Annotated in this window: 14 protein-coding genes; 5 read left to right on the forward strand and 9 right to left on the reverse strand. The window is 65.2% G+C overall.

The genetic code is table 11. The annotated features are described in order from the left end of the window. Positions 1-44 precede the first annotated feature (44 nt). Genes JF515_RS15420 through JF515_RS15445 form a run of 6 tightly spaced genes read right to left on the reverse strand, consistent with a single transcriptional unit; the run spans position 45 to position 8,502 of the window. Positions 45-1,307 carry a DUF1329 domain-containing protein gene (locus tag JF515_RS15420; protein ID WP_203105340.1) on the reverse strand — a complete coding sequence of 421 codons (1,263 nt, stop codon included), beginning with the start codon at positions 1,305-1,307 and terminating at the stop codon, positions 45-47. A 10-nt stretch (positions 1,308-1,317) separates the two neighbouring features. After that, entirely contained in the window at positions 1,318-2,982 is a 1,665-nt protein-coding gene (locus JF515_RS15425; protein ID WP_203105341.1) for a DUF1302 family protein, read from the reverse strand. A 33-nt stretch (positions 2,983-3,015) separates the two neighbouring features. Beyond that, positions 3,016-5,406, reverse strand: a complete 2,391-nt coding sequence (locus JF515_RS15430) for an efflux RND transporter permease subunit (protein ID WP_203105342.1) — start codon at positions 5,404-5,406, stop codon at positions 3,016-3,018. Positions 5,407-5,411: 5 nt separating this feature from the next. Beyond that, positions 5,412-6,383: a WD40/YVTN/BNR-like repeat-containing protein gene (locus tag JF515_RS15435; RefSeq protein ID WP_203105343.1), complete on the reverse strand. Its 972-nt coding sequence runs from the start codon at positions 6,381-6,383 to the stop codon at positions 5,412-5,414. Continuing rightward, positions 6,373-7,296: a hydroxymethylglutaryl-CoA lyase gene (locus JF515_RS15440; protein WP_203105344.1), complete on the reverse strand. Its 924-nt coding sequence runs from the start codon at positions 7,294-7,296 to the stop codon at positions 6,373-6,375. Before JF515_RS15440 ends, JF515_RS15435 begins: the two co-directional genes overlap by 11 nt. A gap of 9 nt (positions 7,297-7,305) precedes the next feature. Continuing rightward, complete coding sequence (locus JF515_RS15445; RefSeq protein WP_203105345.1) at positions 7,306-8,502, reverse strand: CaiB/BaiF CoA transferase family protein; 1,197 nt, start codon at positions 8,500-8,502, stop codon at positions 7,306-7,308. A gap of 464 nt (positions 8,503-8,966) precedes the next feature. Here JF515_RS15445 and JF515_RS15450 point away from each other — a divergent pair, with 464 nt between their 5' ends. Beyond that, positions 8,967-11,063 (forward strand): FAD-dependent oxidoreductase, encoded by a 2,097-nt coding sequence (locus JF515_RS15450; protein ID WP_203105346.1) that lies wholly within the window; start codon positions 8,967-8,969, stop codon positions 11,061-11,063. Positions 11,064-11,076: 13 nt separating this feature from the next. After that, positions 11,077-13,161, forward strand: coding sequence for an NAD(P)-binding protein (locus JF515_RS15455; protein WP_203105347.1), 2,085 nt, complete (start codon positions 11,077-11,079; stop codon positions 13,159-13,161). 3 nt (positions 13,162-13,164) lie between these two features. On the opposite strand, the gene JF515_RS15460 is transcribed toward JF515_RS15455, so the two are convergent. The 3 genes from JF515_RS15460 to JF515_RS15470 are packed head-to-tail and all read right to left on the reverse strand — an operon-like array spanning position 13,165 to position 15,656. Then, entirely contained in the window at positions 13,165-14,091 is a 927-nt protein-coding gene (locus JF515_RS15460; RefSeq protein ID WP_203105348.1) for a bile acid:sodium symporter family protein, read from the reverse strand. Between the two features lie 18 nt (positions 14,092-14,109). Next, entirely contained in the window at positions 14,110-14,880 is a 771-nt protein-coding gene (cysE, locus tag JF515_RS15465) for a serine O-acetyltransferase (protein WP_203105349.1), read from the reverse strand. Positions 14,881-14,882: 2 nt separating this feature from the next. Further along, a complete protein-coding gene (locus JF515_RS15470; protein ID WP_203105350.1) occupies positions 14,883-15,656 on the reverse strand; it encodes an RNA methyltransferase in 774 nt (257 codons plus the stop codon). Between the two features lie 191 nt (positions 15,657-15,847). Here JF515_RS15470 and suhB point away from each other — a divergent pair, with 191 nt between their 5' ends. From suhB to JF515_RS15485, 3 genes are all read left to right on the forward strand, one after another. Further along, complete coding sequence (suhB, locus tag JF515_RS15475; protein WP_203105351.1) at positions 15,848-16,669, forward strand: inositol-1-monophosphatase; 822 nt, start codon at positions 15,848-15,850, stop codon at positions 16,667-16,669. Positions 16,670-16,876: 207 nt separating this feature from the next. Beyond that, positions 16,877-18,331 carry an NAD-dependent succinate-semialdehyde dehydrogenase gene (locus JF515_RS15480; protein WP_203105352.1) on the forward strand — a complete coding sequence of 485 codons (1,455 nt, stop codon included), beginning with the start codon at positions 16,877-16,879 and terminating at the stop codon, positions 18,329-18,331. 37 nt (positions 18,332-18,368) lie between these two features. After that, positions 18,369-19,526, forward strand: coding sequence for an isocitrate/isopropylmalate dehydrogenase family protein (locus JF515_RS15485; protein ID WP_203105353.1), 1,158 nt, complete (start codon positions 18,369-18,371; stop codon positions 19,524-19,526). Positions 19,527-19,556 lie beyond the last annotated feature (30 nt).

Here is a 19,556-nt window from a genome sequence, read left to right on the forward strand (position 1 = left end):
CTTCGTCTCCGTTACTTATTCTTAAGAGGCTTTGTTAACCGGCCTCAGCGCACCGCCGCCTGCTCCAGTTCACGCAGGCTGATGTCGCCGGGATCGACCCCGGGCGTGTTCAGCCGTGCATCCGGGCCGAGAATGAAAATGGTGGCGTGACGGCGTTGGTAGTCGATGGTGAAGCCGGCGGAGGACACGATGCCGGTGTCACCGTCCTCGGTCTGGATGGTCTTGAGGTGGTAGTTGAACCACTTCCAGAACTCCCCCTTCTTGTCGTAGACGTCGGCCATGTAGAAGCGCGGGAACTGGGTGTCCATGTACATGATTTTCTTGCTGTACGGGTGTTCCGGCGGCGCGATGGCCTCGATTACCCATACCTCACGGGGTTCCCACTTGTCGAGGGGATTCCAGTGCGGCCCGTTGGCCAGGTCGATCACCGGAAACTCCGCGTCACCCTTGGCACCCTGGTCCCAGGCCTTCACGGAACTGTGCGCCACCGCCAGCACGGTGCGCTTGCCGAGCAGCTTGTACTCCGGGTACCAGGTGGGATGGGCGTTGAAGATCTCGATGTCGTCGTTGAGCTGGTCGGTACCGCCGATGGGGTCCATCCAGGTGCCACCGGACAGACGGCGGGTACGACGCACGGATTTCAGATACGCCCAGCTGTCATCCAGCTGCGGGCCGTCGTAACGCACGGTGAACAGGCCCAGGCCGCGGATATCGTTGGGGTAGGTGGCGTACAGGAGTTGCTTGAACAGAGTGTCGCCGTCGCCGATCTCGGTGCTCTCCTCGCCCAGACGGCCCTTAGTGTAAAAGCGCTTGAACACCCATTCCTGGCGACGCTCCAGGCCCCGTTTATCGTCCACGAACAGGTAGGCGAACTTGGGGTAATCCTGGAAGTTCTTGGTCGGCTGGGCCACGTGGTGATTCCACACCAGTTTCTCGGCGGCGTGGGGCGTGTCCTCGGTGACGTTGGGGAACGGCATGCCCGCCTTCCAGCCCTTCATCAGTCGGGTGTCCGGGTCGTAGGAAACGGCGCCGGAATATTTCTTGGTGGCGGCCAGGTAATCCTGGCCGAGCTTTACCGGTTCGGAGTGTTTGAGGGTAATGACCAGACCCTGCTCTCGGATCAGACGCTTCTGAACATCGGTGAGCAGGCTGTCAACGCTGTGTCCCTCGAACGTGTCCCCCAGGTGGCCGTCCAGGTTGCCGGCATCAAGGGTGTCGCCGGCGGACAGCTCGGCGGCCAGGGCCGGCGCCCCGATGAACGCGGATACCGACAGCAACGCGGCGGAAAGATACTTGGTTATTGTCATGATGATCTCCTCAGAACTGATAGGTAAGCCGGGCCACGAGCTGATCATTGCCCGCGAAATAACCGAACAGGTTGGTGTCGTTGAAGTCTTGCAGCGGGCGGTCCTGTTCTTCGCGATCGAAGAAAATGTCCGCTTCCAGACGAACCCGGATGTGATCGCCGTAGACGAACTCCACCGACGGAATCACGAAGCCGCCGCCATAGGTCAGATCACTGCCCACCGCCAGAGTCGGATTGATCTGGTCGTTGGCGTAGTTGGTCGCCAGCACGGCGGTGATGATGCTGCTGAACTCTTCGGTGTCGCCGCTGAAGCCGGCGGTGTTGACCAGTTGCTCGTCCTTATCGAAGTCGGCGATCCAGTTGTTGAATACCTGCACGGAGAGGAAAGACGGCCGGCTGGTGCCCAGGACGCCGGTCAGATCCACCTGCTTATCCAGGCGGAACATGGAGCGGAACAGGTTCTTCTCCTCGATGCCGCAGAAACCGGGAAAGAAGCCGCAACCCCTGCCCTGGCTGTTGCTCACGATGCCGGCGTTGTAGGGTGCCTCGGGGATATAGGCCAGCTCGGTGCTGAACACCACGTCCAGGGACGGGAAGTAGTTATTGGCGGAAATCCCGAACACATCGATGTAGGGATAGATGAACTCGCCCGCTTCAGTAGCCCCGCCTTCATAGGTTCCTTCATAGGCACCGAGGAACAGCTCCGGCGCGGTGTTGTTGGTGGCCGGGTTGGGGTTGACCACCGGGTTCGGATTGGGACCGTGGAACCAGGCCAGGGAATAGCCCCAGTCACCGGCCAGACCGTTCCAGCGCAGACCGTAGGAATCGTCGTCCATGTCCGCGTCCGGGTGGTGGTAGTTGTAACGTACGTTGGCGCCGAACGGCGCGGTGGCGAACGGTACGCCCCGGTTGGGCTGGTTGGCCCAGCGCCCACCTTCCACGTCGTAGCTGTTGCCACGGTCTTCCTCGTCGTTGAGGCGGCCAGGAATGTAGATCAGCTGCAGGCTGCCGCCGGCGTCGTCAAAGCGCTGGGTCAGGTTGACCATATTGAGCGGCTTGCGCAGTTCCTCGTTCTCCGGCTCCAGGAAAGAACGCCAGCGGAAGTCATAGCCGTGGATCACGTCCATCAACTGGAAGAAGTCGGTCTCGCCCCACACCACCTGCTGGCGGCCGATCTTCAGATTCAGGTTGTCGGTGAGATCCCCCTGCAGCCAGAACTCGCGCAGCTCCTCGTCGTTGTAGCTGTCATCGATCAGATCGACGGAGGATTCCGGCGCGCCGCCGGTGCGCGCCCAGGCGTCGGCCACGTCCTGCACGTCGTCCAGGTAACCGGTGGAGGCCTCCCGGGACACGCGGCCGGTGGTCTTGAAGCGCACCGCGCCAAAGTCGCGGAACAGGTTCAGTTTGCCCACCGTGCGCACCATGGAAAGGTCGCCCCGGTAATCGCCTTCCTGACGACCATCCAGGCCATTGGGCCCGGGCCCGATCAGCGTCGGGTTCTCCAGGTTCCAGGACAGGTACTGGCGGGCGTAGCCGCTGATTTCCCAGTCCTTGGTGAGCCAGTTTTCGTCGTCGGCATGGACCGCGGAGGTCGCCGCCAGGGCGGCGACCAGAGCCAACCGGCCCGGCAGGCGCCGCTCCGGTCTATACGATTTCTTATTGTTGAATCCAGACATGGCAATTACCCCGTGTTGTTACTCGATGGCGTTTTATTTACTCGGTGAAAAAGCCGCCGGTTCCACCGGTGGTACGGACTCGGCGTTTTTCTTCGGCGGATCGAAAATGAAAGCGGGCTTGAGAATGCGCACCAGCGACGGCATCACCAGCAGCGAGGTGAAGGCGGACACCAGCAGCCAGAGGCCGATCAGCATCCCCATCTCGGCCTGGAAACGCAGCGACGAAGCAGCCCACAGCAGCACCCCGGCGGCCAGCGTCACCGAAGTGAGCAGCACGCCCCGGCCGGCGGAAAACAGCGCCTGCCGGATGGCGTCCCGGGGGTCCGCGTCCGGGTACTTCTCCAGGTATTCCTTGATCGAATCGACGATATAGAAGGCGTAATCCACGCCCAGGCCGATGCCCAGGGCCACCACCGGCAAGGTGCTGATGCTCATGCCGATGCCCTGCCAGGCCATGAACGCGAAGGTGACCACGTTGGAAATCAGCACCGGAACGATGAAGAACACACCACTGGCTGAAGAGCGGTACACCAGCAGGCAGGACACGATCACCACCAGCAGCGCCAGGGCGATGGCCTCGATTTGATCGGACAGCAGCACTTCGTTGATCGCCGCCGTGATGCCCATGGAGCCCCCGGCCATGCGAATCTGGAAGCCGTCCAGCGGGTTCTCGTCGATAAAGCGGCGGATCTGGAAGATCGCCTGGCGCAGGGTGTCGCCGCGCCGGTCGCGCAGCATCAGCAGCACCGAACCGTTCTGGAACAGGGGGTCGGCGAACTGGGCAAGGTCGTCCGGCGCCGCGCCCTGCATGTAGAAGCTGATCAGCTCGCCGTTCTCGATCTGCGAGGCGCCCAGTTCCCGGTAGCGCGGGTTGCCTTCGTAAAGGTTGCGGCGCACGTCCACCACGATGTCGGCCAGGGACACACTGCCGCCCACCTGGGGCAGCCGCTCCATGCGGCGCTGGAAACGCTGCATCCAGTCCAGGGCGTCCACCCGCTTGAGCGCGTCGGTGCGGTCGCCTTCCAGTACCACGAACATCTGCTCGGTGCCCGGATAGCGCTGGTTGATCAGGGCGCTGTCCTGATTGAAGCTCGCTTGCGGCCACAGGATCGGCGAGCCGGGGGCGGCGTCGCCGATGGTCAGGTCGGTGGCCTTGGCCATCAGCAGGCCCACCAGCACCAGGGTCACCGGCAGCACCAGATAGGCGCCGCGTCCGGCGGCCAGCCGGTAGGCCACGGTCAGCACCGCGTCGAGCAGGAAACGCAGGTTCAACGGATGGGCGTAACGCAGCGGCGCCTTCACCCAGCTCAGCAATACCGGGGTCAGCACCACCGCCGAGAACATGATAGTCATCACCCAGAGAGCGCCGATGATGGAAACTTTCTGTAGCAGCGGGATCGGCGTGAGCAGCACGCAGAGGATGGCGCCGGCGTCGGAAATCAGCCCCAGCAGGCCGGGCCGGAACAGTTCCTTCATGGTGGCTTCCGCCGCCGCCCGGGGCTGCAGACCATCGCCGTCGCAAAGGTCATCGAAACGGGTGATCAGCTGCACCGAATGACTGAAGCAGCGGGCGGTGATGATGAACGCCACCACGATCACCAGCGGGTCGAAGTTAAAGCCCAGCATCACGCCGATGGCCAGCGCCCAGATCGCCGACACCGTGCCGCTGACCAGCGGCAGCAAGGCACCGCGCCAGGTGCGATTGAGCAGAAACAGAGCCAGCAGCATGGCACCCAGGGACAGCAGCGCGATCACCACGGTCTCGTCCAGGTAATGGTCCACCCAGCCGTACAGAATCGGCTCACCCACCAGGTGATAGGAGACCTGGTCCGGGATCGGGGAAGCGTCGAAGATGGCGTTGATCTGCGGAAAGATTTTTCCGTAGTCCACCTTCTGATCGTAGAAATCCACCTGGATCAGCGCCGATTGCAGATCGCGGTCCACGTAGATGCCGTACACCAGCGGGTTGTTGATCACCGCCTCGCGCAGGGTGCGGATGCCGGCGGCGTCCGCGGGCACGTCCGGCCACATCAGGGGCACGCTTTCGATGCCCATGGAGGAGGCGTTCACGGATTTCAGCTTGCGTGAAGCCAGCGACACGATCTGGAACGGGTTGACCCCGCTGACCTTGGCCAGCTCCCGGGTGACGCGCTGGATCTCGGCGAGCATCGGCGGCGTGAAAATCTCGCCCTGCTCGCTTTTCACCACGATGGTGACCTTGTTACTGCCGCCGAAGGTTTCCTTGTACTGCTCGTGGACCTCCACGTAGGGATGGCCCTTGGGCACCATGTCACTGAACACGGTGCGCACGTCGATGCGCAACAGCACCAGCGACATCAGAAAAGTGATCCCCAGAATCAACGCCACCACCAGGCGGCGATGCCGGATGCACAGCTCGGACAGGCCGATGGCGAAACGGCTCATTGACATTATTCTTTCTCCTCTGCCGGCCAGGCGGTCCATTGCCCCTGATGCACACGCCCCAGATCCTCGCCGGTCACCACCAGCCCGTTGGCGGTGGGCAGCGCCCGCGTGTGGTAGCCATTGCTGAAGCCGCGCGCCGTCAGCGGCGACCAGTGACGGCCCTGCTCGGAGGTCAGCAGCACGCCACCGGCGCCCACCGCCAGCCAGTGCTGGCCGTCGTGGGCCACGTCGTAAAGGTGCTCATGGGTGCCACTGTCCACGGCCCGCCAGGACACGCCGGTGTCGTCACTGAGATAGACGCGGCCCTGGTTGCCCACCGCCACGCCGGTGGGGCCATGGAAAGCGATGGCCTGCAGGCTCTCGCCCTGCAATTCCTGGCGTTGCCAGGTGCGGCCCTGATCGGATGAATGGAACAGATTGCCGAACTCGGCGGCGATCCAGAGGCCGCCGTCGTCGGCCCGGGTGATGTCGTTGAGCGCCACGTCGGTGTCCAGGCTCAGCGCCTGCCAGTCACCGGCGCCGTCGCCGCGGAAAATGGCGCCCATCTCACCGGTGATCCAGAAGGCGCCATTGAGATGGCTAACGGCGATCAGCTTGCCGGCGTAATCGGAGACCGGCAGTTGCAGGGCGGACCAGCCCTGACCGGCGTCGGTGAACAACCAGCCCTGGTTGCCCACCGCCACCACCCGGCCGTCGCCCTCGGCGATGCCTTGCAGATTGACCGGTTGCTCGAACGCCCGTCGCGCCCAATGGCCGTCGGCGTCCCGGTGCAGTACGGTTCCCGCGTTCCCGGCGAACCAGAGGGCGCCGTTCCCGTCGCCGGCCACATCAAGGAAGTGATCGCGGGGTTCCACCAGCGGCTGCGGCAACGGCAGCGGCTCCACGGTGGGCTGAACGAACGCCGCCGCGTAGCCCAGGCCGGCGACAATGGCCCAGGGCGCGATACGCGCCACCCAGCCCAGCAGCTTACTGATCATCGCCCTGCCCTCCCCGGGTGTTGCCGTACTGCCGGCTCAACCAGCGGAACGACTTGCCGCCCAGGGCGGTGCCGGTGAGGCGCTCCGCCTCGTGGACCACCGGCACCAGATCGAGCGGATCAATACCGGTGTCCAGCCCCATGCTTTGCAGCATCAGCGCCACGTCCTCGGTGGCCACGTTGCCACTGGCGCCGGGGGAAAACGGGCAGCCGCCCAGGCCACCGATGGAAGCGTCGAATTCGCGCACACCGGCCAGTACCGCGGCGTGGATATTGGCCAGGGCCATGCCCCGGGTGTCGTGGAAATGGCACGACACCCGCGCCACGTCCACGTGCTCAAGCAAGCGCTCCAGCACCGCGTCCACCTTGGCCGGGTCGGCGGCGCCGATGGTATCGGCGACGATCACCTTGCCGGCACCGGCGCCACGCATGAGCGCGCCGTAGCGGGCCACCACCTCCGGCTCCACCGGGCCCTCGAAGGGGCACTCGAAGGCCACCGCCAGATAGGCCTGGGCGTTAACGCCGTCGCCGGCGGCGCGGGCCACGATCTGCTCGCAGACCTCGGCGGTGCGCGCCAGGGACATGTTGATGTTCTTCTGGTTCATGGTCTCGGTGACCGAGAGCACCACGTTGACGGTGCGAGCGCCGGCCGCCACCGCCCGCTCGTAGCCCTTCATATTGGGCACCAGGGCGGCATACTGAATACGCTCCGGCGACGGCAGCCGCGGGAACAGCACTTCGGTACCAGCCATCTGCGGCACCGCCTTGGGCGACACGAAACTGCCGGCTTCCATGAAACGCAGGCCGGCGCCGGCCAGCGCTTCCGCCAGAGCCAGCCGTTCATCCACGGTCAGGGTCTTGCCCTGGCTCTGCAGGCCGTCGCGCAGCCCCACTTCGTTGATACGGATATCCATGGTCGCCTCCTAGCCGATCACGCCCTGGGTCATGAGCTCCTCGACCTGCGACTCGCTGTAGCCGAGCGCGCGCAGAACCTCACGGGTGTGTTGGCCAAGACCGGGCGGGGTGGTGAAGGCTTCCTCGGAATCCACCGACAGCTTGATCGGATTACCCGGCGCCTTGACCGCGCCGCCGTCGCTCTGCGGGATATCCACCACCATGTTGCGGAACAACACCTGGGGATCACTGAGCGCTTCGGAAAATTTGTTCACTGGCGCGCAGGGGATGCGCGCGCTGGACAGCAGATCCACCCAATGGGCGGTGGTGTTGGTGACCAGCAGTTCCTTGAGGATGCCGTTGATCCTGTCCTTGTCGGCGAAGCGTCCCGGCTGGGTTTTGTACTTGGGATCGCGCAGCGCTTCGATGTCCAGCAGCGCCACCAGGTTGTCCCAGAAGCTGTCGAAGATCACCGCGATGATCACGAAGCCGTCGCTGGTGGGAAAGGCATCGTAGGGCACGTGCACGAAGTGGGAATTGCCGATCGGCTTGGGGTCGTCGCCGCTCAGGAAATACATGGTGGCCATGTAGTTGAGCATGGAGATCTGGCAATCCAGCATGGAAATATCCACGTGCTGCCCGTAGCCCCGTTTTTCCCGCGCATGCAGCGCCGACAGCACGCCCATCACCGCGAACATGCCGCCGCCCAGATCGCCGATGGGAATACCGGCTCGGGCCGGGTGATCCTGGTCGTGGCCGGTGATCGACATGCCTCCGCCGATGCCCTGCACCACCTGATCGAAGGCGGGTCGCTGAAAGTTGGGCCCGGCCTGGCCGAAGCCGGTGACCGAGCAGGTGATGATGCGCGGATTGATTCGGGAAAGATGCTCGAAATCGATCTTCAACTTGGCGGGCACACCGGCGGAAAAGTTGTCCAGCACGATGTCCGCGTCCTTCACCAGGTCGTAGAAGACCTTAAGCCCCGCCTCGCTTTTCAGGTCGATGCAAACGCTTTTCTTGTTGCGGTTCAGGGTCAGAAAGTAAGCGCCCTGGCCGCCGTAGGAATTGTTCGGATCCTTGGCAAGCAGGCTGCGGGTGCCCTCGCCTTTCAAAGGCTCGACCTTGACGGAATCCGCGCCGAGGTCGGCCAGAATCATGCCGGCGTAAGGGCCGGAAAGCATGTGCGTCAGATCGAGAATCCGGACGCCTTCGAGTGGTTTTGTCATAGGTTGTTCGCACGTTGTGTTTGTTGAAGGGTCGCCACTCCCCATCGCAAACACGGTGCCAACTTTTTTGTTTGCCTCCGCTTTTGAATTAGTCGTTTGTTTTTAAAGTCTTTTTTACATTGGCATCGAAATACGGACCGGTTCACTTGCGAAGCCCGGGTCTTTCACCTGGAAATCCCGGCCTTTCAGCCTGAAAGGCCACATCGCGCTTCTGTCTCACAGGACGAGTCGGCCGCCGCCCGACCGGTTCCTTCAATCTGAAAGCCCACCGCTCGCGATGAAACGAAAGGCGCGCGGGCGAAAACGCCGACCGCCGGCAAAAGCGTTCGCGATTCAGTCAGTTATGGAACTCAGCCCGGTTTGGCATGTGTCTTGCCCTTTTATCGGCCGAGGGCACCGTGCGTGATCGTCGCGGTGCCGATAGAGGCAAGCGCCAATAACAGTAAGAAAAGGAAGGATCACCGATGACCGACTCCCACACCTATTCCCATCTGCTCAGCCCGCTGAAGATCGGCAACGTGACGGTACGCAACCGTCTGATGCAAACCGCCCACGCCAAGGGTTTCCATGCCGGCAACGGCCTGACCAACGACCGCGATATCTATTACCAGGCGGAGCGCGCCAAGGGCGGCATCGGTTTGATCGTCACCGGCGCACGCCATACCCACCCCCATTCCACCGGGCCCGGGCGCACCCTGGCACGTGGTAACCGCGAGGCCATCATCGAGCGGGACCGGGAAATGTGCCGGGCGGTGCAGGCCCACGGCGGCCGCATCGTGGCGCAGCTGATTCACTTCGGCCCCCAGGGCCGTAGCGGCGCCCTGGACGACTACCGGGTGCTGTGGGCGCCGTCCACCATGAAGTCGCCGGCCTACAATGAATGGGCCAAGGAAATGACCAAGGCGGAAATGGACGAGGTGTCGGAGCACTTCGCGCTCACCGCCCGTTACTCCAAGGAAGCCGGGTTTGACGGCGTGGAGCTGCATTACTCCCACGGCTATCTGCACCAGCAGTTCCTGTCGTTCGTCTACAACAAACGCACCGACGAGTACGGCGGCAGCCTGGAAAACATCGTGCGCTTTCCCATCGAAACCCTGCAGCGCGTGCGCGACGAGGTGGGCCCGGACTTCATGATCGGCATCCGCGTGTCCATGGATGAGTGCACCGTGGACGGTATGCACGCCGACCAGGCCATCGAGATGACCCGCCTGATGGTGCGCACCGGCCTGGTGGACTATGTGAGCGCCACCGCCGGCACCTACGCCGCCCACGCGGACCAGATTCCGCCGGGGGACTATCCGGAGAACTGGCTGGTGAAGGACGGCGCGCGCCTGCGCCGGGCGATCCGCGAGGAGGCGGACATTCCCATGTTCATCGTCGGCCATATCGTCGATCCCAAGGAAGCGGATGACCTGGTGGCCCACGGCGCCGCCGACATGGTGGCGATGACCCGCACCCAGATCGCCGACCCGGAATTCGCCAACAAACTGCGCGACGGCCGCGAAGACGAGATCAACCACTGCATCCGTTGCAATCAGGCCTGCATCGCACGGCTGATGGTGGGCAACGCCATCTCCTGCGTGGTCAATCCGGCCGCCGGCCGCGAACGCCGTTTCGGCGCCCACACGCTGACGCCGACGGCGGGCCCCGCCCACTGGCTGGTGATCGGCGGCGGCCCCGCCGGCATGAAAGCGGCCCTGGTGCTGCGCCAGCGCGGCCACCGGGTGACCCTGGTCGAAGCCGGCGAGCGCCTGGGCGGCCAGCTCAATCTGGCCGCGCGGCTGCCGCGCCGCGAGAAATTCGGCTTTCTGCCCCGCGATCTGGAGCGCCAGCTGCGCAAGGCTGGCGTGGACATCCAGCTCAATACCCGCCTGGACGCGGACCAGGTAGCCGCGTTCGGCGCCGACGGCGTGATCGTGGCCACCGGCTCGCGGCCGCTGAAAACCGGCTTCACCTCCACCCGGCCAGCGGTGGACCGGGTGCCGGGTATGGATCAGGACAATGTGCTGAGCGTGGTGGAGGTGCTGGAGAACCCGGAGGCAGTGGGTCGCCGGGTGGTGCTGTTCGACGAGGACGGTGGCCGCTACGCCCTGGGTACCGCCGAGTTCCTGCTCGACCGGGGCCACCAGGTGCATCTGGTCAGCCGCTTCAACGCGCTCTCGCCCAATCTGGCGCTGACCCTGGATCTGCCGGTGAACTACCGGCACGTGTTCGAGAAAGGGCTGGAATACACCATCAACAGCTGGGTGCGTTCCGTGGACGGCCAGCGGGCGCACCTGTTCAACCTGTTCACCGACCGAAACAGCCAGACGCTGGAAGCGGACAGCTTCGTGATCGCCGCCGGCCACGCCGCCGAGAACAGGCTTTACCGTTCACTGGAAGGACGCGTGAGAAACCTGCACTGCATCGGCGACGCCCTGCTGCCCCGCCCGCTCCAGGATGTGATCTACGAAGGCATGCTGGCCGGCCGGGAGATGCTCGACGACCCGGACCGCTTTATCGAACAGGGCGAGCTGGAGAGCTTCGATCACGACTGGCGCGAAACCCTCGGTGCCGAATAGGGAGGAACTCACCATGAGTCAGGAACGTTATCCGCATCTGTTCCGCCCGCTGCGCGTGGGCAACATCGAGATTCGCAACCGCTTGATGCAGTCCGCCCATGCCATGGCGTTCAACACACGCGACGGTCTCACCACCAACCGCGACATCGAATACCACGCCGCCCGCGCCCGTGGCGGCATCGGTCTGATGATCACCGGCAACCGGCTGATCCACCCCACTTCCAACACCTTCTGCCGGGGCTACGCCTACGGCTACCGGAACGAAATGGTGGAACGGGACCGCGCCCTGACCCGGGCGGTGCACGACCACGGCGCGCGCATCTTCGCCCAGCTCAATCACTTCGGGGTGATGGGCGAAACCCACGCCATGGACGACTACCGGGTGCTGTGGTCGTCGTCCAACATCAAGTCACCGGTGTTCGGCGAACAGGCCAAGGCCATGGAGCGCCAGGACATGGACGAGGTGGTGGAAGGCTGGACCCGCTCCGCGGAATACGCCAAGGCGGCGGGTTTCGACGGCGTGGAGGTGCATCTGGCGCACAGCTATCTGCTGCATCAGTTCATCTCGCCGCTGTTCAACAAGCGCCAGGATGAATACGGCGGCAGCTTCGAGAACCGCCTGCGCTTTCCCCTGGAAGTAATCCGCGCGGTACGCGAGCGGGTCGGCCCCGACTTCGTGGTAGGCGTGCGCCTGACCCTGGACGAAATGGTGCCCGGCGGGCTGGAGGTGGACGACTGGATCCAGGTGGCGCGCACCGTGGAGTCCACCGGTTGCATCGACTACGTCATGACCACCGCCGGTGTGTACCAGTCCGCCAGCTACATCATGCCGCCGGCGGACGTGCCCAACGGCTGGCTGGCCGACCCGGCGGCGCGCCTCAAACAGGCGGTGAACCTGCCGGTGTTCGCGGTCTCGGGCATTACCACCGCCGCCGAGGCGGAGGCGATCCTGGCCCGGGACGGCGCCGACATGGTGGCCATGACCCGGGCCCAGATCGCCGACCCGGACTTCGCCAACAAGACGCGCCAGGGCCGCGAGAACGAAATCTACCATTGCCTGCGCTGCAACCAGGGCTGCGTGGCGCGGCTGTTCTACGGCACCTCCATGACCTGCCAGGTGAACCCGGCCACCGGCCGCGAGGAACGTTTCGCGCCGCACACCGAAACGCCGGCGGCGACGGCGGGCCACTGGGTGGTGATCGGCGGCGGTCCGGGCGGCATGAAGGCGGCGGAGGGCCTGGCCCGGCGCGGCCACCGGGTGACCCTGCTGGAGAAGGATCAACGATTGGGCGGCCAGGTCAATCACATCGTCAAGCTGCCGCGCCGGGACAGTTTCGCATGGATCACCAAGGACCTGGGTACCCAGTTGGAAAAGCTGGGCGTGGACGTGCGTCTGGGTAGCGAGGCGGACGCGGACAGCGTGCTCGCCCTGGTGCCGGACGGCGTGATCGTGGCCACCGGCTCCACCCCGGACCGCAGCGGCTATTCCGACATCAACCCGCTGGTGCCGGCGATCCCCGGCGTCGACGCGCCCCATGTGCTGACCGCCGTGGACGTGCTGGAAGGCGCCGAGGTGGGCCGGCGGGTGCTGGTGCTGGACGAGGAAGGCAACCGCTATTCCGCCGGCATCACCGAGTATCTGCTGGAAAAAGGGCACCATGTCCATCTGGTGACCCGCTGGAACGCCCTGTTCCACAAGCTGGCCCAGACCCTGGACCAGCCGGTGGTGTACGGCAAGCTGCCCGGCGATCGTTTCCAGGCCACCCTGAACAGTTGGGTGAGCAGCTTCGAAAACGGCAAGGTGGACCTGTACCAGCTCTACACCGGCGAAACCCGCACCCTGGACGACATCGACACCGTGGTCCTGGCGGTACGCCATCTGCCGGCGGAGGCGCTCTACCTGGCGCTCAAGGAACGCCACCCGAAGGTACACCGGGTGGGCGATTGCCAGGCCCCGCGCAAGACCGACCACGCCATCTTCGAGGGCTTCCTGGCCGGCCGGGAGGAATTCGACAATTGGACCCGCTACGTGGAACCCGGCTCCCTGGAACAGTTCGATCCGACCCTGCCGGAGCGGCTTGGCAAGCTGCCGGTGTAACGCTCAGCCCCGGGGCCCGTCCCCCGGGGCGCGGCGCCGCCAGTACCAGGCCAGCAAGGAACCGGACAGGTTGTGCCAGACGCTGAACAGCGCCGCCGGCAGCGCGGCGCTGGCGGAGAAATGCTTCACCGCCAGCGCCACCCCGAGGCCGGAATTCTGCATGCCCACCTCGATGGCCAGGGTGCGCGCCCGCGCCGGGTCCAGCCGCAGCAGCCGCGCACCGCCATAACCCAGACTCAGGCCGAGCAGGTTGTGCAGCACCACCGCCAGCATCACCAGCAGCCCACCGCTGGCGATGCGCTCCCGGTTCAGCGCCACGATCACACCGATCACCAGCACGATGGCGATCACCGACACCAATGGGAACACGTTGCGCACCGGCGTCAGTCGGGCGCCGAAAAAGCTGTTCAGGAAGGTGCCCGCCACCACCGGCAGCAGGATGATCTTGACCAGGGAACCAAGCATGGAGGCCACCGGCACGTCGATGGCCTGGCCCTGGTAGAGCCATACCAGCAGCGGCGTTGCCAGCACCGCCAGCAGAGTGGACACCGAGGTCATGGCGATGGACAGGGCCACGTCCGCCCGCGCCAGGTAACAGATCACGTTGGAGGCAGTGCCGCCCGGGCAGGCGCCCACCAGCACCAGACCCAGCACCCATTCCGGCGGCAGGCGCAGCAGGGTGCCCACCAACAACCCCACCAGCGGCATGATCAGGAACTGCAGCGCCACCCCGGCACCGATCACCACCGGGCGCTTGCCGACATCGGCGAAGTCCGCCCAGGTGAGTGTCATGCCCATGCCGAACATGATCAGCATAAGTAGCGGCACGATGGCCCAACTCAGGGTCGCCAACTGGTCGGGAAAAGCGAATGCGAAGCCCGAGAACAGAATCGCCCACAGCGGGAACAGGCGGGTGAGGGTTTGTATCATCGGTCGGGTGGCCTGAATTCAGTCGGTGCCGCCGCGGGCCTTCACCGACTCGAAATCCTCGTCCTTCAGTTCCGGCAGCTTTTCATCGCAGCCCTGAATGCCCTGCCGGCGCAGGTTGTCGCACACCCGGTCCAACTTGCCATCCACCGCGTGCAGGTGGTCCAGCAGCGCGCCGATGGCCTCCGCCACCGGGTCGGGCATGTCGTTGCTGACGCCGTAGGCCTGAAAGCCGATCTTGTCCGCCATCTCCTTGCGGTTCTTTTCCTGCTCGGTGGCCGGCTGGCCGATCACGCGGCCGGGAATGCCGACCACGGTAGCCCCCTCGGGCACCTCCTTGGTCACCACGGAGTTGGAGCCGATCTTGGCGTCCTTGTGCACCGTGAACGGCCCCAGCACCTTGGCGCCGGCGCCCACCACCACGCCGTCTTCCAGGGTCGGGTGGCGCTTGCCCTTGTCCCAGCTGGTGCCGCCCAGGGTGACGCCGTGGTAGAGGGTGACGTCGTCGCCGATCTCGGCGGTTTCGCCGATCACCACGCCCATGCCGTGGTCAATGAAAAAGCGCCGGCCGATGCGCGCGCCGGGGTGAATCTCGATGCCGGTGAGCCAGCGGCTGAAGGTGGAAATCAACCGTGCCAGCTGTTTGAAGTTACGCCGCCACAGCCAGTGGGCCAGGCGGTGGAACAGCACCGCGTGCAGCCCCGGGTAGTTGAGCAGGACTTCCAGGGTGTTGCGCGCCGCCGGGTCGCGGTGGAACACGGAATTGATGTCCTCTTTGATCTGCTTAAACATAGCTACCTCGAATCCTGGCCCCGCAGGCGCTTTTCCAAAGCCACCAGGGTGCCGCGCAGAATACTGATCTCCATTTTGTCCGGGCGGGCACGCAGGAACAAACGCCGCATGCGCGTCATCACCTGCCCGGGCTGCTCCGGGTCCAGGAACCCGCTGTCCTCCATCAACCGCTCCAGGTGCTCCAGGAAACCCTGCACGGTCTGGTTGCTGGCCGGCTCCACGTCCCAGAACATTTCCGGCAGTGGCATGGTGGCGCGTTTGGACCGGTTGCCGCGCGGCTCCGCCTCGTCGCCGACCAGGGCCAGGCGCAGTTCATAGGCCAGCAACTGCACCGCCGAGGCCACATTGAGAACACCGTACTCCGGGTTGGTGGGCACGGTGACATGCAGGTTGCAGCGATGCAGTTCCTCGTTGGTGAGCCCGCGGTCCTCGCGACCGAACAGCACCGCGATGCGGGTGTCCTCCGGCTCGTGTTGGAGCTGGGCGGTGAGCTGGCGCGGCGTCAGGCAGGGCCAGGGTACCCGGCGCAGGCGGGCACTGGTGCCCACCACCAGGCTGGCGCCTTCCAGGGCCTCGTCCAGGTCCGCGCAGACCCGGGCATTGGCCAGAATGTCGCCGGCCCCGGAGGCGCGGGCGGTGGCCTCCGCGCTGGGGTAGGTCCTGGGCGCCACCAGGCGCAGGTCCGCCAGCCCCATGGTTTTCATGGCGCGCGCGGCGGCGCCGATGTTGCCGGGGTGGGTGGTCTCCACCATCACCACGCGCACCTTGTCGAGCATGTTCGATTCCCGGAGCTTGCGAAGAAGGAAGGGGATTTTAGGCCCTGAGCCCGGCAAACGCGAGGATCGCGCCGGGCGGCGGGTGCGCCGGCGCGGGTCTGCCTTCCTGGTTCGCGCTCTGTTACAATCCGCCTCCCATCCGGCTCCCCATGTCCCGGGAGCCCGCTCTTTCAAACCGATAGGATGATTGCATGCACGCGCCGCAAGTGAATATTGCCCTGCGAGCCGCCCGCCAGGCGGGCAACCTGATCCGCCGCGCGGCGGAGAACGGCGACCCGCTGAAGGTGGATCGCAAGGAGGCCCACGACTTCGTCACCCAGGTGGACAAGGCCGCCGAGGCACGCATCATCGACGTCATCCGCAAGGCCTACCCGGACCACGGCATCCTGGCCGAGGAAGGCGGCGAGCTGCCCGGCAAGGGCGACGGCGCCGAGCATCTGTGGGTGATTGATCCGCTCGACGGCACCACCAACTTCATCCACGGCTTTCCCCAATACGCGGTTTCCATCGCCCTGAAGATCAAGGGCCGGGTGGAGCATGGCGTGATCTATGATCCGCTGCGCGAGGAGGAATTCACCGCCAGCCGAGGCCGGGGCGCGGCGCTGAACGGTCGCCGCATCCGGGTATCCGGTCGCGCCAGCCTGGATGGCGCCCTGATCGGCACCGGGTTCCCGTTCCGCACCGACCAGATGGCCTACATCGACGCCTACCTGGGCATGTTCCGGGCCATCGCCGAGGACACCGCCGGCCTGCGCCGGCCCGGCTCCGCCGCCCTGGACCTGGCCTGGCTGGCCGCCGGCCGCACCGACGGCTTCTTCGAGCTGGGCCTGCAGGAATGGGACATGGCCGCCGGCACCCTGCTGATCACCGAGGCCGGTGGCCTGGTGGGCGATGTGGCCGGCGGCCACAACCACCTGACCCGGGGCAACCTGGTGGCCGGCACCCCCAAGGTGTTCAAGGGCCTGCTGCAGAAGATCAAACCGCACCTCACCGACAGCCTCAAGCGCGGCTAAGCCGCGCCTGTCCCGACCCGCCGTATTCCGTAGGAGCGGCTTTAGCCGCGATGGCTCCCGTGATTGGATGGCGCTATCGCGGCTAAAGCCGCTCCTGCGGAGACCCGCCACGTAAAAGCCTGCGTCAAGGGATAGGACTCATCGCCAAGCTCTGCTAGCGTTAAACCCATTATGGTTAGCGCGTAGATGCATTTGCAGGAGAGCCCGATGAGCCAGTTCCAACTGAAAGACAAAGACCTGTTCCGTCAGCAGTGCTACATCAATGGCCAGTGGTGCGACGCCGAGGACGGCGCCACCATCGACGTGGACAACCCCTCCACCGGCGACATCATCGGTCAGGTTCCGCGCATGAAGGAGGCGGATACCCGCCAGGCCATCGCCGCCGCCGACAACGCCCTGCCCGCCTGGCGCGCCAAGACCGCCGCCGAGCGCGCCGATCTGCTGTACCGCTGGTATGAGCTGATGATGGAACATCAGGACGACCTGGGCGCCATCATGACCCTGGAGCAAGGCAAACCGCTGGCGGAATCCAAGGGCGAGATCGCCTACGCCGCGTCGTTCCTTAAATGGTTCGCCGAGGAAGCCCGCCGCCTGTACGGCGACACCATCCCCGGCGCCAAGCCCGGCCAGCACATCGTGGTGATCAAGCAGCCGGTGGGCGTCACCGCCGCCATTACGCCGTGGAACTTCCCGGCGTCCATGATCACCCGCAAGGCCGGCGCCGCCCTGGCCGCCGGCTGCACCATGGTGGTCAAGCCGGCCAGCGCCACCCCCTACTCCGCCCTGGCCCTGGGCGAGCTGGCCACCCGCGCCGGCATCCCCGCCGGCGTGATCAATGTGATCACCGGTTCCGCCGCCGCCATTTCCCAGACCATCACCAGTTCACCGGTGGTTCGCAAGGTGAGCTTCACCGGCTCCACCGAGGTGGGCAGCCAGTTGATGGCCAACTGCGCCGAACACATCCAGAAAGTGTCGCTGGAGCTGGGCGGCAACGCCCCCTTCCTGGTGTTCGACGACGCCGATCTGGACAAGGCGGTGGAAGGCGCCATCGCCTCCAAGTTCCGTAACACCGGCCAGACCTGCGTGTGCGTGAACCGCTTCCTGGTGCAGGATGGCGTGCACGATGCCTTCGTCGAAAAACTCAAGGCGGCGATCGAAAAACTGAAAGTGGGCGACGGCTTCGAGGAAGGCGTCACCCAGGCACCGCTGATTAACAAGGGCGCCGTGGACAAGGTGCTTGAGCACATCAAGGATGCCCGTGAGAAGGGCGGCAAGGTGGTGCTCGGCGGCGAAGCCCATGAGCGCGGCGGCAACTTCGTGCAGCCCACCTTGATCGTGAACGCCAGCCAGGACATGGAGTTCTGCGTGGAGGAAACCTTCGGCCCGCTGGCGGCGGTGATCCGCTTCCAGGACGAACAAGAAGGCATCCGCATGGCCAATGACACCCCGTTCGGCCTGGCTTCCTACTTCTACAGCGAGAACATCCACCGGGTGTGGCGCGTGGCCGAAGCCCTGGAAGCCGGCATGGTGGGCATCAACGAGGGGCTGATTTCCAACGCGGCGGCGCCGTTTGGCGGCGTCAAGGAATCCGGCCTGGGCCGCGAAGGCTCCAAGTACGGCATCGAGGAATACTGCGAGATCAAATACCTCTGCATGGGCTGAGCCCCGGGCCGTGGGAACGTTCTGATCGGGAGCCATTATGACCGATTCACATCGCATCGCACTGCTCCCCGGCGACGGCATCGGTCCCGAGGTGATGGCCGTGGCCGAGGCAGTGTTGAAAACACTGATCCACGGCCACGACCTGCCGCTGGACCACGAGGTGCTGCCCTGGCCGGCCACGGACTGGCACCGGCGCCACGGCGCCATGATGCCCGAGGATGCGCTGGACCGGCTGCGCCAGTACGACGCGCTGCTGCTCGGCGCCCTGGGTGACCCGGGCCCGCTGGATGACCCGCACCGTTATCATCTTCCCGACGGCATTTCCCTGGCACCGCTTCTGACCCTGCGCAAGGGACTCAATCTGTGGGCCTGCGAACGGCCCGCCCGCTTTTACCCCGGTACCGTTCAGTATCTGGCCGATCCCCGCGCCCGGGACCTGGACATGCTGGTGATCCGTGAAAACAGCGAGGGCGAATACGCCGGCCAGGGCGGCCGTCTGCGCGCCGGCACCCGCGACGAAATCGCCAACCAGCTGGAGGTGTTCACCCATGCGGCCACGGAACGTCTGATCCGCCACGCCTTCGAGCAGGCCCGCGCCCGGGCGGCGGAGCGAACCCGTGAGGGTCGCGAGCGGGTGTTCAATGAGCCCGGCGGCGAGGACAAGCCCGCCCAGGTGTGCCTGATCACCAAGCGCAACGCACAAGCATTCTGGGGTGAGCTGTACACCGAGGTATTCCGGGAGGTGGCCGTGGATTATCCGGACATCGCCACCCACCATGAGCTGGTCGACGCCGCCGCCATGAAATTCGTGCAGGCGCCCTGGCGCTTCGACGTGGTGGTGGCGAGCAATCTGCACGGCGATATTCTCACCGACCTGGCGGCGGTGCTCGCCGGAGGTCTCGGCGTGGCCCCCTCCGCCAACCTCAATCCTTCCGATCCAGGCCAGCCCGCCCTGTTCGAGCCCACTCATGGTTCAGCGCCGGACATCGCCGGCCAGGGCGTGGCCGATCCTCGGGCCACCCTGTTCAGTCTGGCCCTGCTGCTGCAATGGCTGGGCGAAAAAAACGCGATTTTTTATGGCGCGGCGCGCCATTTGCATGAGACGCTGAAGTCGGACCTGGCCGGTGAACACCCGGCGAGCGGCACCGAAGCCATCGGTGCGCGGATTCAAGGCGCCCTGGGCGGGAGCCGCTGATCCGGTCTTGATCCAAGGCCGGCACCCTCC

The sequence above is a fragment of the Alloalcanivorax marinus genome, from assembly GCF_016785095.1.
Taxonomy (GTDB): domain Bacteria; phylum Pseudomonadota; class Gammaproteobacteria; order Pseudomonadales; family Alcanivoracaceae; genus Alloalcanivorax; species Alloalcanivorax marinus_A.